This window comes from Belnapia rosea, from assembly GCF_900101615.1.
Lineage (GTDB): Bacteria > Pseudomonadota > Alphaproteobacteria > Acetobacterales > Acetobacteraceae > Belnapia > Belnapia rosea.
In genome coordinates this window covers 18,095-32,525 of sequence record NZ_FMZX01000015.1, presented here as the reverse complement: position 1 = coordinate 32,525, position 14,431 = coordinate 18,095, and the positions used below count along the sequence as shown (strand labels likewise).

Below are 14,431 nucleotides of genomic sequence, written 5' to 3'. Positions count from 1 at the left end.
GCGCCGCTCTGCCGCGAAAAGCATGGCGAGCGCCTTGCCTGACGATCAAACACAATCACGGCCGCTCCCAAGTGACATTGACCTGGGCCTCGCTGCTGCCCGGCCTTAATTGGAAAAGTTGCACGCCATAAGCGGCATCAATCCTGATGCCATCGTTCATCGGGGCGATAAGGGCACTGACTTGGCCGGCCGCGATATTGGCGAGCGCGGCGCGGAGCTCAGTAGACACCGGCCAAGGTCCGGCGCGCTGGAGTGCGAGTGCCGTGAGGTCCGCCGCTGCGTGGATGCGCCGTGCGAGGTCGGGTTGCCGCGCCAATAAGGCGGGCGCCAAACGGCGGAGCTCCTCAAGCACGCTGCCCGGCATCAAACGGCCGCGCGGGTCTGCCACCACTAGCGGGAAGGCAAGCTTGGGTTGCTGCCGCAGCAGTGCCGCCGCGTGATCAAACGGCAGGAACACCGTCACACCTGCGGGCAGCCAAGCGAGGTCGTCAGAGCGCAATTGCCGCGCGGCAACCACTGCCTTGATCCCGGCTGGCAGACGATCGGTGCAGCTTTGCTCCTCCAGAACCCTTTCCCCGCAGAGCAGGGCGACGGCACCGCCCATCGCTTCAGCATGCCGCTTGAGGATGGAGACTTGTACAGCAATAGGCGCTTCAGCGAGCACAGCAGCGGTGGGCGCGGCGTCGTAGCTGTCGAGCGGAAATAGGTGAGGCAGGTCTGCCGCCTGCAAAGCAGCATCAAGGCCTGGCACTCGGGCACCCGGACCCGCTACCGCCGCCAGTGTCGCAGCCGCGCGTAAGACTGAGGCCTGTGCCCCCTGACCATCCGCCGCAACAGGTAGCGCGACCGCGCGCAGGCGTCGTCCCCAGGCATTGCGTCCTGGGGCTGCCCATAGTGCATTGAGAAGCGTAGGGACAAACGCATCGCCCGCGAGATGCGGCACCGCAATGCGGATTTCATCACCACTTACGCCAACTGCACTGCGCCTGTCGCTCTGCAGAAACGCGATCAGCGAGGTGATATCCGCCTCCCGCAGGTCGTAGCGAGGCATAACCGGATGAAGTGCCCGCCCGGCCGAGTCTTGCCCCTCGGCCAACGCACGCCAAAGCGATGCGGCGTCATAGCCCGGCCGCGCTGGTGTGCTCGCGCGCATGAGGCGCCAGACTAGAGCGGGCGCGGCCAGCCCTCCCTCGAGCTGCCCCATAGCATCTGCTCCGTGACAGCGAGTACAGGCAGCCGAGTCCCCATACAACTGCAGACCGCCCATATGAGGCAGCGTGGCGCGTAGGCCATTACCCTGGAACAGAGCCGCACCAGCCTCAACGTCGGGGCGGTCGGCAGCGAGAGCGAGAGGCATTGCGACCGTTGTTAGCGCCAACGCCAAAATTGCCGCGCTTGCCGTCATCCCCGCGAGCCGTGCCAAAGTCTACGAAGCTCCGCAGCGAGTTCCTCGGGCGGAGGAATGGCGAAAAGCTGCTGCAACCGGGGAATGCGTCCTTCGCCCACGAAGAAGACCGGCGCATGGTCGTCTGGTCGGGCAAAGCGCGCCCGCAGCGCCCGCAGGATCGCAGCGACATCCCTGCGCGTCCCAGTGAGGAATAGCCAGTTGTCGGCTTCGGCTACGCCGGCTGCCGCAGCGTATTCGGCGAGACGCTCAGGCGTGTCGGCGTCTGGGTCCAGGGTCAATGACAGGTAGCGCAGCGGCCCGACGGCTTCGTCGCCGAGAAGGCTGCGCGCCTCCGCCATCACGCGAGTCGACAGCGGACAAATTGAGGTGCAGCCGGCGTAGATCAGATCAAGAGCGATCACTGGGCACTGTGCCATGGCCTCGCTGCGGAACCGCCAGGGTCGACGCCGATGGTCGAGCAGCGGAGCATCCGGCAGCACGGTGGCAAAGGGACTCCAGGCCGCTGCCACCGATGGCGCAGCGAGTGCCGCCGTGAGCACGGCGCGACGGGTGGGCCGCGAGCTCACGCCGGGGCCTCCGGCGCTATGCTGATCTCGTGGCAGACGGCGCGGCCCTGCTCCGGCAAGGCGAAGATTAGCCGCCAGCGGCCTACTCCTGGGGCTTCCGTGGTGAGTTCGATGCGCGCCGCAGCGGTGCGCGCGGGCTCACGCGCCAGGGCCACAATCCCCGCGAGGGGCGAGCCACCGGCGGCGAAAGCCGCACGGGGCGACGCCATCCCCATACCGTGGTGAAGGTAGATCCTGCGCTCCTCCGGATTGCCTACCAGCATCGCTTCGCCCAGCGGTGCCAGCAGCGGTAGTCCTGCATTTCCAAACGCAGCTGCGCCGGCGTCGGCGACTGCGGTACCAACCCGGCCCGGGCGTAGGCGCAAGGCGTCTACTAGGGTCAACCGCGATGTCCCTTCAGGGCGCAGGTAGAGTGTCGGGCCTGCCAGGGAAACTTCGGCCGAAAGCGCGGCAGGCAGTTTGAAGGCAAGACCCGCAGCGGCGTCGAGCACCACCACTGCGCCGTCGATCAGCAGTGCGGCGGCACGGCCCGAGGGTAGGGGCAGCACCGCCTTCGCTGACGCTGGAAGGACGAGGCGCGCGACGAGCCTGCCACTCGTTGCCTCGATAGCGAAAGCCAATGCTCCAGCGGCGACGAAGATTGTCGCCGTTTCCTCCGCAACGGCGAGCCGCACCGGATGTCCGGCACTACCCGGGAGATCTACTACGTGCAGCGGGCGCAATGTCGGAGCGTCGAGGATCAGAAGCTGGCCCGCAATCGAGGCGAGCGCCACCAGCCGCTCGCGTGGAAGGATTGCTATGGACCCAGCGCTGCCCATGGGCAGGGTCGGTTCGGCGCGCGGCTGCAGCGTGTCGGGGTCATGGAGGGTGACGACGCCGTCCGCCGAAAGTACGAGAAGCACCTCGCCGGCCGCGTCCCAGGCGAGATCCGTTACGGGCTTGTCAAAACTAAGCACAGCGTCGGCGCGGCGCGTGACGAGGTCCACTGTCGCCACGACTGGCGGCTCGGCTGTGGCAACAAATAGGCGCTGCCCGACGGTGTCCAATGTGAAGGCCTTTGGAGGCCCTGGCAGCCGCACAATACCCGCCAGGCCAGCGGGACCAAGACGAAGCGAGGGATCGATCATGGTGATGGTCGCGTCCGAGCCGAAGGCGGCCACGAGCGGTCCCGTGAGCTCCCGTGAGCCTACACCCTTGCCGCCATTAGCGACCAAGCGCCGTGCCGCCTCGATGCAGGGCACCCGGTCGGTTGGCCGATCGAAGAAGGCGCGATACATGCTCGGCGGCGCCGCCGCAATTCCGGGTGCGGGCGCGAAGCCGAGACGCATCGGACGACCTGCGACCAGCTCGCCCCCTCCCGGGGAACTGGCCCCCGCCCTACCGGGCGCAGCAAAGGGCTGCACCTCCTGGCCGGCCACGGGCGCCCCGGCCAAGCTGGTCACCAGGAATGCCGTCAACGCCAGGCTCGGTGCTACCCCATGCCTTGGTGTCATGGGCGCACCTCCAACCAGCCCCAGACGCCGGCATTTAGCATCGGGGTGGGCCCGTCGCGCCAGAGCCACCGGCCTGTGCGCGGGCATGGGATCACGGCGGTGACCGCCCGACCCGGGCCGAGCAGCGAAGCCCCGGCCGCCCCGTACCATCCGGCCTCGCCAGACCTATTGCCAACCCCGCAGGTCGGTTCCTGGCCGTGGGACGCGCCCAGAGATACGCGAAGGAATGTCGGCGACAGTCGCTGCGCCCGCTCCGGGGCGCCCGGGTAAAAGTGGCCATCACGGTAGTCATGGCCGAGGACGGTGAAGATGCGCTGCCGCGCCCGTCCTGCGGGCTGGAGCACATGCAGGCGCAACTCCCGGTTCGTCGTGGCCCGGATAACTGGCATCCGCGAACCGGGCGCCAGCAGGTGGGTCCGAGGGAAAACGATGGCGTTGAGGTCGGGCCTTCCCTCGAACGCCGGCTGACCCTGCTGGTCGGCATGAGGGAGCATGCTGGCCGGTGGGCCCGGCGGGCGGGTTCTCGGCTGCGGGAACACTACACCTTCGCGGCGCTGCGTGGGGAAGGGCATGAGGCGCGCCCAAAGAGGCTCAGCGCGCCATCCCGCACCGCGCTCGCCCCGGTCGTAGCTGTCGTCGCAGACAGGGCAGTCCGGCAGTGGCCTGCCCTCCTGGTATTCGGATGCCTGGTCGCGGCTGCGGAAGTGGTGGTTCAAGCCATCCCGATAGACCAAGACAGCATCGGTGTAGTCGGCCGGCCGGGCCCGGTCATTCCCTTCCCCGCGCGCGAGCCAGACCGGCGTCACGGGCGCCGTCCAGCCGCCACGGGGCATGTTCGGTGGCGGTGGCGGATCTCCAGGCTCCGGCAGCCGCGCATGGGCCTCGTGCACGACGAGCGTGCCGAGCAGGCCGTGTGCCGGCTGGAAGAATGGGTCGGTGCCGGAGGTCAGGGGAACGGGCCCGAAATCCATGGCAAAACCGACCACCGTGAAGGCTTGGTGCTCCTCGCCACCGCGATTGCGCGGGTCCGGTATGTTGACGCCGGCGAACCACGCGTAGTCCACCACCGTGTCCAGCCCGCTCTCCGGTGCCTCCGCCGCGAGCCGACGGTAGGCGTCGCGTTGCGGATCCACCTGGGACAGGCTGTTGATGCCCGCTAGCACTCCGGTGTCGAGCGGGTTCTGCTGGACGAGCTGCGGCATCAGCGAGACCCGGCGGGAGGGTAGCAGCACGCCAGCACGGCGCAGCGCATCACGCCCCAGGGCAGCGCGTGCATCGAAGCCGCGCTCCCAAGAGCGTGGCCCGGGCACGTGCTCGTAGGTGGTGTTCAGCGAGACGATGCCGGGCAGGCGCGCCTCCCCCTCCACCGGGTCGAGTGCCGCGCCGGGCGCGCGGTGGCGCAGGCGGACGTGGATGCATTCGCCGGCCAGGGCGCGCAGGACCAGCGGTCCCGCATCCGCATCCGCAGCCGGTAAGTCGCGGTAGACGGCGGCGTTGGGATGTGGCGGCACCGCGCCCAGGCTGGTGGCCATGCGGATCGCACGGAACCGCAGCGGCCGCGGGTCGTAGATGCGCCCGCCCTCTCCGCGCCAGACCTCCCGGCCGCGCTCGCCCGGCCGTGTGTCCGGCTCGGCGACAACCTCATAGCTCCGCATCCGCACGCGTTCGAAGGCCCAGGACGGCGCGCTGTCCGCTGTGCCTGGTGAGGGCAGCCGCAGCCAAGCCACCTGCTCGGGACAAGCATTGTTATCGATGCCGCCACGGAACGGACGTGATTTGCCGGGCTGCTCCGGATGCTGCTGCCATTCGGGGAAGTGCACCTGCGGCGACTGGAAGGCGTGCTCGCCCGCCTTCTGCCTCCGGAAGGCATCCGCAGCGCCGGCCTGTTCGGCCGCTGCCCGGCCGGCGCGGACGCTAAGCAGGCGGCCGCGTACTGCCCTCCGGTCGCAGTCGGGTTTGGGCAGGCCACGAGCGTCGGCCATGCCCCGCGCGACGTCGCAGGTCGCGTCCGGCGTAGCCGTAGCTTCGCGTTCGCCGTTGTTCTCGTTCCACTCCCTCTGGTGGTCCCGGATGGTGCCGCCATGGAGGCGGATCACTCCCCAGGCTCCGTTCCAGATCGCGTCAGAGGAGCCGAAGTGCCACAGGAAATCGGCCGCGCCTGCCCGTCCGGTCACGTCGGTGTGCGTAGTCTGGAACTCGAAATGCTCCGAGATCCCGACCTCCTGGGCCGAGACGAAGCTCGGTTGAATTTCGCGCGCTGTAAGCCGGTCCGCCGGCGTATTCCGCTGGGCCAGCAGTCGGGCTGCCAAATCACCCGTGGTGCCTTGTGCACCGTAGGAGACATCCGGATCCCGGCGCCAGCGGAGCCCCGGCGCGTTGAAGACGTGCTGCACCTCCTGCGCGCCCTGGATTAGCCGGATCTGGAACTGCTCGCCCTCGAAGGCCTCGAAAATCTCAGTGAAAGGATCGCCATGGCACCAGCTGTCGAAGGCGTTGGCGAGGTCACCGGGATCGGCAAGCGCGATCTCGCCCGGGCGCGGCACAGGAGCCGGGCGCTGCATCTTGATTTCATCCAGATTGTTGACACGGGTCTGCGGGCAGCGCGCGCTCAGCGGCTTATCGCCTTCGTTGTCCTCGCGCGGCAAGGGTGGGCGCTCGTCCGGCATCTCGGAGTGCCGACCGATGCGCAGCGGTAGCGGCTCGTGACCGTAGTTCAGCAAAAAGGGATTATGGTGGTGTTGGCTGATCGCCTCGGGGGCCAGCGGCGGGTCGACCGGCCAGCCGTTCTGGCGGCGGAACTCCATCACCCTCTCCTGGCTGGCAGGCGAAAGGGTTCGTGGGCGCGGCTTCACCCCGACCGGGCCGGGAGCATAGAGCAACGCGAAGTCGGCGATGGCCATCGGGAATTCGCGGTGGTCGCGGTGATACTCCTGCGTCGACGGGTTGCCGCCGGCGCGGACGATCACGGCCTGGGCGTTCGGTCGCCAAAGGGCGCGTATGGAGGCTAAAAGATCCTCCCCCCCGCTCGCGTCAGGGTCAGGTGGGAATAGCTGCGTTACCGGCATGACGCAGGTCCCCTGCGGGCGCGATCCGGCCATGGAAGCGGGGCTCGAACACATCGGACGACCGTCGGCCGTGAACCATTCGCTTCCTTCCGGCTCAACCAGCAGCGCACTGTAGAAGCCGTGCTGCTGGATTGAGGAGGGGCCGAAGTGGTCATGGGTGAAGACGGTGCGGAGTGTTGAGTCGCGGCACTCTACCTCGCCGAATGCTCGGCCGTCCTGAGTGCAGGGCCCGCCAGTGCCACCGGAAGAGACACCGGGAGCATGCCAGATCCGGTCGGCGTACCAGCGCTGGGTGGTGGTCTGATAGCGCGGCTCGGCCCTGAGGCGATCAATCTGCTGGCGGAGCGCGTCCCGCGACCGCGGAGCGCCGTCAGTGTCCACGAGGCGGCCACGAGACGCAGCTTCGAGCCGCTCGAGGATTGTGCTGCGCGCGAAGGTGCCGTCTTCGTAGTTCCAACCGTTGGCGGAGCCGTCCGCGGCGAGTACGTCGAACTTCACAAGATGGATGTGCTGGCCGATTGTGTCGATGGGCGTGGCCACTTGGAAGTCGTCGAGCTTCAGGACGCCTCCGGTGCGGTTCTGGTGGTGGTACTCGACGCAGTCGCCCGAATGCGCACGGAAGAAGAACGGCGCGGCGCGCATGCTCCTGTGCTCCACTCGCTCGGCCTCGGCGGTCAGCACGTTGGTGTGGCCTTGTGGGTCGTGCCACCCCGCCTCGTTGACGACGAGGTCCAGCTCAACAGCTGACACCTCGTAGACCCTGAGCGGCGAGTGCGAGTACCGCCCGGCGCCTGGATCCTCCGAGGCGGTGTTGCGGCACGGATCGGCGAAGGGTGCGCCGCGCACTGGGTCGCGGCCATTGACGCGGAACCAGCCGGGCTCCCCATTCTCGGGGCGCGGCAGATTATAAGCTCCCATTTGCCCGATTGCCACGGGGCGGAACCGCCTCCCCTCGACGAGGCTCCCGTCAATTGCGTTGCGCGCGCGCGGCGCCGTGCCGGGTGACTCGCCGAGCGCAGCATGGAAGGCCATGGCGCGCTTCTCGCGCAGGTCGCCGTCCTGCGGCAGCAACTCCAGTTCCAGCTTGTCGAGGTGCAGCACGAAATCGGCGTCCAGGATCGCCCCGCGCAGGTCCGGTCCGTGACGCTCCCCGACTCCTACGACGCGGTGGCGCGGTAAACCGCCATCGTCGCGAATGTCCATCGGCGGCTGCGGCGCGCGATGCCCGCGAAGGCCGGGTACGAAGAAGGGGTATCCGGGACGGCCCGCCACTGCGGGTTCTGGGTCCTCGTCGTAGGTCGGGGCAGGCGGCATAGCCTGGCCTGGAAGCGGCACGACGGCCGGGATCGGCGCACCAGGCCGGCGGGTGCCGTCTGCTGGATTAGTGCCTTCGCCCAGCTTCCCATCCGGCAGGGTGCGGGTGCCATCCTCCAGCACATCATGGTTCCGCCACAGGGCCCACATACCTTGAGCGAAATGTGGGTAGAGATGGCAGTGGAAGATGGCGTCGCCCGGGGTGAGGTTTAGGTTGCCGCCGCCGCCATAGTCGATCTCGTACGCGAAAGCCTGTAGCGGTGCGATGGTCTGACTGTCTCGGTAGGCTCCCTGCCCGTCAGACCCGGCGCGCCACTGGTGCGCGTGCAGATGGAAGACATGCGTCTCCTTCGGGCCAGCGTGCAGGTTTTGGAACACAACGCGGTCGCCGAGATAGCTGTGATGGACGTTCGACGGATCGTCCGGGTAGAGACGGGCACCGCGCGCCACTTGCTCTGGTAAAGAGTCGCTCATCTCGGGTGTAATCAGCGCGGGATCACCATTCGCCCATGATTGCAAAAAAAACTCCTCGTAGAGGCACTCGGTGCAGTCGCGCGCAGGACCAATCCCTAGTCGGTTTGCGAGCAGAATAGAACCCATGCCGGACGCGCCATAGTTGATGGCGAAACCGTCGCGAATGCCGTCAAGCATCGCGCCGTTCGGTTCAGGGGCGCCGTTCTCCCCGCGACTCCCGCCGAGGAGCGCGAGGCGGCGCTCGGGGTCCAGCAGTTCGAACGGTCGTGCATAACGGGTTTTCAGTTCATCGTGGAATACAGCCGTGAAAGAGCGGTGCGCCGGTAGCCCGTGCCACGGTTCGCCGTCCGGCTCCACACTCGCAACACCTGGCGAGGCTTCGCGCATCGCTCGCGACGCGCAGTGCCACTCGGGTACATCTCGGGACGGCAAGTCCCTGTCCTGTGGAGCACCGGCCAGCGGCTTCTCGCCGGGTCGACTCCCGCCACGTTCGCGCTCGGCCAGCGGGCAGTAGACGATCGCGTTAAGGTCGGAATGCATGATTTCCAGCAGGCCGTCGCTGGGTGCGCTACGCGCCATGTTTAGGAGCGGCGCTCCTTGCGCTACGGCTTCGTAATTGAGAAAGGCGGTCGGCTGGCCGTTACTAGTTTTCCTAACTGCCTCTCGGGCGGCAGCGAGGGTCGCGGCGTCAACCTGGCTGCGGTACCAGCGGCTGCCCTCGCGCTCCACGACGACGACCCCAAAGAGGCCATGCGACAGGCTGCCACCGTCGCCTTGGCCGCCCGTAGGAGCGGCGTGAGACAGCATCAAGTGCGCGCCTGGTCGGTCGGCGGTGAAGCGGTAGATGCGACACTCGCCAGGACGTTGCGGAATTAAGCCCTGGCGCTTCGCTTCGTTGTCAGGCCGGTCGGTATGATCGGTCTCACAGGAGACCGGGACGCTTGTCGTTCCCGTCGCGCCGGTGCCGCTGCCGACGTCGAACTCAAACGGAATGGTTTGGGGCTGCGGCGGACGCGGCCCGTCGACGCTCGCCGATGGCATCGGCAACCCAATAACGGAGATGCCGGCGCAGGCGGTGGCTGGCCAATCGGTGCTGTCGCCACCACCGACCCTTCCTTCGCAGCCACGTTCGTTCCGCCGCACGCCCGGGAGGAGATTTAGGAACCGCACTTCGAGCACGTCGCCGACATTCATCCGTAGCACGAGCGGCCGCGGGCGCTTGTCTTCTCGAAGCCGTGCTGGCGAGCTACGCTGCCCAGGATGCGTAACATCCCGGGAGAGCGCGAAAATCATCCCGTGCGGATTATGAGAGCCAAAACGGTTATAGAGAAGCGGCTGTTCCAGTGCCACAACATTTGCTACGACAGTACTACGCTGGCGCAGTGAATCGTCGATGTGTGTTGCAGATCCCCTCGATGGTGCCACTTGGGCGAGAGCTCCATGGCAGGAGATCACTACTAAAGCAGTCGCAAGGGTTAAAGAGCGCATGTGGCACCTTGACCAGCAACATTTGCGAAAACACGTTCGCAGGCATGGAAAAGGATTGCGGTAACTTTTGCGCTACGGTTGTAACTTAATAAGCTCTTATCCTGCTGGGTGTTGCTTGATGGGTGTGCTGTTCGTATCAAGTTCAGCAGTACAAAGGTATGAGTCGGAAAAGAGTTGTTGCGGCGGCGTGCTGCGCCGGGTTTAGACATGTAAGATGCGTGGACATCGTGAAGTACCGCCTGGGCACCTTGTTGCATGAACCGGCGCCACGGACACACTGAGCCCGCCCCATGTTCCGGGTTATGCGATGCGGGACGTGCAGCACTCGCCAAGCCTAACCCCGCTTGGTGCCGTGCTTCTCCTCCAGTCATGCGGCATTAGGTCACCACGGCCCGGCTCCCGCCTACACGACTTCTAAGGAAGCGGCGGCACAGCTACTCCCGCCCGGCTTCGAATGGCAGCAACCGGATTACTCCGGCGGCGCCGTGTATGCGTCCTGCAAGCGTAGCGGGATGGATGGAGAATTTCCCTATCTGCACCACGGGCAATGGTCCGCGACAGAGCCGCTAGCGATGTGCGGGGCGGTGCTGCGGGCTTGGGCGATGCTGTTGAAGCTCGCCTGGGCAGAGTTAAGGCTCGATAATCCCCGCCTAAAAAAACAGGTACAACGCCACACTCAGCGCGGCCATCCCGAGGCCGACAACGAGACACAGCGCCATCAGGGCAAGAAAAGACACCCCCTGCTGCATGGCTCCACGGGGTTGAGGCGGTGGTGACGATCCCATCAGCAAGGAGTGTATCGCCGCGAGGTCTGTTCTCCTATTTGCCGGCTGGCCTGCCGCAATTCGCATCTGGGCAGAGAGAAGGCCGCTCACGCAAAGCGGGCGGCCTGAGTTGGGAAGGATAAGATGTACCAGTCCGTCCCGCCCAACGTCGCCCTTGCTGGGCTGGTTCGCGAGCATTCCGCCAATGGCGGGAGCGTTCCGCAGGCCGCGCGACCGGCCTTGCCTGCCTTGCGATAACTCCGGCGCACCACGGACAATGGTGCGCGACTGAGCCGCTGGCGATGTGCGGGGCTGTGCTGCGGGCCTGGGCGATGCTGGCGAAGGGCTGAAACCTAGCAGGTCGAGCAAAAGGCCGTTCGCGGGGCCCCCTGCGAACGGCCTCTAGCTTAGGCTTGTTGTACTGCTACGCGCTGCGGCGACCATTCCGCAGCATCCGGTCAACGCTGCCCTGGATCGGCAAGTTTGTAAGCGTTCCGCCAGCGGCCAGGGCGTTCCGCGTGTCGCTCGATCCGGCCCTGCCTAATCTGCGATAACACCCGCACCTAGGACTTGAGGGCATCCATCAAGGGGATCGTGGCCAGCACCTTACCGCTTGGGTCGGTGATCTCGTACTGCCGCGTGTCCTGAACCTGGTCGTGTTGGATGGCATCGCCGAGGACATCGCGCGCGGCTGCCAAAGCCTCAGCGCGTGCGGCCTCCAGGTCGGGGAACTCGAGCCCTTCGTCGTCCCTGGCCAAAAAATCGCCGTCGCGGATGTTCAGAAAAAATCGGGGCATCTTCTAGCCTAAGGCTCAAGTCCCCTGTGTGGCAGCACGCTTTCGTACGCCCCGCCCCGGCCGGGCGGGCGGGTTTGCGAGCATTCCGCAGCATCACCTAGATCCCAGCGCAGCGGCGGCGGCCCGGATCCGCCTTCAGGCGGCTCCTCCAGCCCCGGCTCCACGGCAGGTAGTCCGACCCTCAGCACCCTCGGGAGCATCTCGCCAGGACCCCATGCGGTCCAGCCACGCACGAAATCGTACAGTGCTCGCGCCCAGGCAGCCCAACGGCACCAGCCGTACGGTTCTGCGCCGACGGATCGTGGCCCGCATGCCCATATGGAGCGCATCACCCGCCGCGACCCTCCGGCGCGGGCGACAGAGAGAGGCCAGCGCTCCCGCCGACACCCCCGTCGCAGGAGCCCTCCATGGCCCTCTCCGCCACACCCACATCCCGTAATCGCCTGCTCGCAGCCCTGCCGTCCGATGTTCTGGCCGAGTTGTGGCCGCAGCTTAAGTCCGTCGAGCTCCCCTTCCGTCACGTCCTACAAGCGCCAGGCAGGCCCATCGAGGCCGTCTACTTCCCCGAGAGCGGCTGGTCCTCCATGCTGGCCTATATGGAGGACGGCGACGCTGCCGAGGTCGGGCTGATCGGCCGCGAGGGTTTCGTCGGGCTCCCCGTCCTACTCGGGGCCGACCACGACGACATCGAGGCCATGGTGCAATGTCCCGGCACTGCCCTGCGGATGGACGTGCGGGCGTTCCGCCAGGAACTGCAACGCCATCCCGCCCTGCACAACCTCCTGCTCCGTTACGCCCTGGTCCACCACGGGCAGGTAGTGCGGACCGCGGCTTGCAACGGCCGCCACCAGACCGACCAACGCCTCGCGCGCTGGCTGCTGATGGCGCATGACCGGGCCGAGGGAGACGAGTTCCCGATGACCCACGAGTTCCTGTCGATGATGCTCGGATTGCGCCGTGCCGGGGTCACTGTCGCAGCGGGCCAACTGCAGAAGGCAGGCCACATCGAATACGGACGGGGGCACATAACGATCACCGATCGGCCCGGCCTGGAGAGCGTCGCCTGCGAGTGCTACGGCATAGTCCGCCGCTCCCAAGACAGCCTGTTCGGGTTGTCACAGGAGGCAAGGGACGTTTACCGCCCCTGAACCTGTCCCACACCGCAGGTGAGCCGGCGCTGCCACAATCAGCAGCGCACAAAGAAAAGCCGCCCCTGTTGTGACAAAGGACGGCTTTGAAGGTTGGGTCGAACGACCCCTGAAAATCCAGCTCGAGCCCAAAGAGATCGCGCTGGTTCGCCACTGTATCACTTCGCAGGCGAGACAGCACGGCCGCAATCGGCCTGCGGGCAAAGAAAAGGCCGCCTGCCTGGGAGCGAGACGGCCTCGAGTTGGATGATAAAGCAATGAACATTCATCCAACACCACCCCGGCCGGGGAAGTTCGCGAGCGTTCCGCACTAGCAGCGGCGCCCTCTAGCTCGGCCAGCCGTCACTTGCTGGCTCCGGCACCAGCCGTCACTTGCTGGCTCCGGCACCTGCACCCTCAGCCGGGCCGCCGCAGCCGCGAGCTGTTCGACGGCCTGACCGTGGACCCGAAACTGGTCCGCCCGAAGGGAGAGCTTCCGAGCGTCACGAGCAGCGCTTTTGGGCTGCTTTGCCAGCGAATTCCTGGGGCGTCTGGTGCCCCAGGGCAGTGTGAGGTCGGAACGCATTATAGTCCCGCCTCCAGGCCTCAATCTTGGCCCTGGCGTCCTCGAGGGACAAGAACCAATGCGTGTCGAGGCACTCGTCCCGGAGACGCCCGTTGAAGGACTCCACGAAGGCGTTGTCGGTCGGCTTACCGGGTCTGCTGAAGTCGAGCGTCACGCCGCGCTCATAGGCCCAGCGGTCCAGCACCTTCGAGACAAACTCCGGCCCGTTGTCCACGCGGATGAGGCCCGGTGCACCACGACAAGCAGCGACCGCCTCCACAACCTCGACCACATGCTCTCCACGGATGCCGCTGTCGACCACGATCGCCAGCGCCTCGCGCGTGTAGTTGTCCACCAGCGTCAGAGCGCGGATGCGACGCCCATCGAAGAGTGCGTCGGAGACGAAGTCCATCGACCACTGCTCGTTCGGCCGCGTCGCCACCGGTCGCTCGCTTCGGCGCGCTGCCATGACATGCCTCTTGGGCCGCTTGCGCCGCAGGCTCAGGCCTTCCTGCCGGTACAATCGGTAAACGCGCTTCCTGTTCACCGGCCAGCCCTCACGCCGGAGCAGAATGTGGATACGCGGGTAGCCATAGCGAACCCGCACCGCGGCGATCTCGCGGATCCGCAGTCTCAGGGGCGCCTGATCGTCGCGGCTGGAGCAGTAGCGCTGCGACGAGCGGTGGAAGCGCAGCGCTGCACATCCCCGCCGTTCGCTCACTCCAAACCGGTCCTGCACGTGCCGGACCAGTTCGCGCCGGCGACCAGGCGTCACGGCTTTTTTGCCAGCACCTCTTGGAGCATGGCTTTGTCCAGGCTGAGGTCGGCCACGAGCTTCTTGAGCTTCGCGTTCTCCTCCTCCAGCTGCCGGAGCTTCCGCAGCTCCGACGGGCCCAGGCCGCCGAACTTCTGCTTCCAGCGGAAGAACGTGGCCTCCGACACGCCCATTTTGCGGCAGACCTCGGCCACCGACGTGCCGAGCTCCGCCTGCTTCAGGGCGAATGCCACCTGTTCATCAGTGTAGCGGGACTTCCTCATCGGCAGGTCTCCCCTTGGGTCAACAAACCTGCCCGAAAACTCTCACAATCGGTGGGCCAGTTTCCCGGTCTAGGGTCAGGCCCCCTCGCGCCATTGCTTCTGGGTCAGCAGCTTGGTCACCTCGGCCGGCGGCATCCCAAGGGCAGCTCCGATCTCGGCCAGCGTGGTGATGCCGCGCTCGTCCAACTCGCGGCCGATCGCCATCTTCAACCGGATCATGGCCAGCCGATCGGCATCTCGCCGCTGGCGCTCCTCGGGCGAGATCTTCGGCTTCGCGGGCAGCATCTGGTCGGGGGGCAGGCTCATGCCGCAGATGTCGGCCGCCGCAGCAA

8 protein-coding genes are annotated in these 14,431 nt (G+C 66.6%); 1 reads left to right on the top strand and 7 read right to left on the bottom strand.

Going from position 1 to position 14,431, the window contains the following annotated elements; all coding sequences use genetic code 11:
- Window positions 1-55 precede the first annotated feature (55 nt).
- The 5 genes from BLR02_RS28775 to BLR02_RS20145 all read right to left on the bottom strand — a co-directional run bounded on the left by BLR02_RS28775 (window position 56) and on the right by BLR02_RS20145 (window position 11,369).
- Complete coding sequence (locus BLR02_RS28775) at window positions 56-1,267, bottom strand: c-type cytochrome (protein ID WP_176849701.1); 1,212 nt, start codon at window positions 1,265-1,267, stop codon at window positions 56-58.
- Between the two features lie 134 nt (window positions 1,268-1,401).
- A complete protein-coding gene (locus BLR02_RS20160; protein ID WP_143018209.1) occupies window positions 1,402-1,974 on the bottom strand; it encodes an SCO family protein in 573 nt (190 codons plus the stop codon).
- A complete protein-coding gene (locus BLR02_RS20155; protein ID WP_090664416.1) occupies window positions 1,971-3,302 on the bottom strand; it encodes a WD40 repeat domain-containing protein in 1,332 nt (443 codons plus the stop codon). Before BLR02_RS20155 ends, BLR02_RS20160 begins: the two co-directional genes overlap by 4 nt.
- A gap of 161 nt (window positions 3,303-3,463) precedes the next feature.
- Window positions 3,464-9,514 (bottom strand): cupredoxin domain-containing protein, encoded by a 6,051-nt coding sequence (locus BLR02_RS28770; protein ID WP_176849700.1) that lies wholly within the window; start codon window positions 9,512-9,514, stop codon window positions 3,464-3,466.
- A gap of 1,621 nt (window positions 9,515-11,135) precedes the next feature.
- Window positions 11,136-11,369: a DUF6894 family protein gene (locus BLR02_RS20145; RefSeq protein WP_090664414.1), complete on the bottom strand. Its 234-nt coding sequence runs from the start codon at window positions 11,367-11,369 to the stop codon at window positions 11,136-11,138.
- A 407-nt stretch (window positions 11,370-11,776) separates the two neighbouring features.
- On the opposite strand from BLR02_RS20145, the gene BLR02_RS20140 reads away from it, so the two are divergent.
- Window positions 11,777-12,517: a Crp/Fnr family transcriptional regulator gene (locus BLR02_RS20140; protein WP_090664413.1), complete on the top strand. Its 741-nt coding sequence runs from the start codon at window positions 11,777-11,779 to the stop codon at window positions 12,515-12,517.
- A gap of 482 nt (window positions 12,518-12,999) precedes the next feature.
- On the opposite strand, the gene BLR02_RS20135 is transcribed toward BLR02_RS20140, so the two are convergent.
- Window positions 13,000-14,099, bottom strand: a protein-coding gene (locus BLR02_RS20135; protein WP_090664412.1) for an IS3 family transposase whose coding sequence is annotated in 2 segments (ribosomal slippage) — window positions 13,000-13,847 and window positions 13,847-14,099 — 1,101 coding nt in all. Because the reading frame shifts where the segments join, the coding sequence is not laid out codon by codon here.
- 75 nt (window positions 14,100-14,174) lie between these two features.
- The gene (locus BLR02_RS20130) at window positions 14,175-14,405 is read right to left on the bottom strand and encodes a hypothetical protein (protein ID WP_090664411.1); all 231 of its coding nucleotides are present in this window, start codon (window positions 14,403-14,405) and stop codon (window positions 14,175-14,177) included.
- Between the last annotated feature and the right edge of the window lie 26 nt (window positions 14,406-14,431).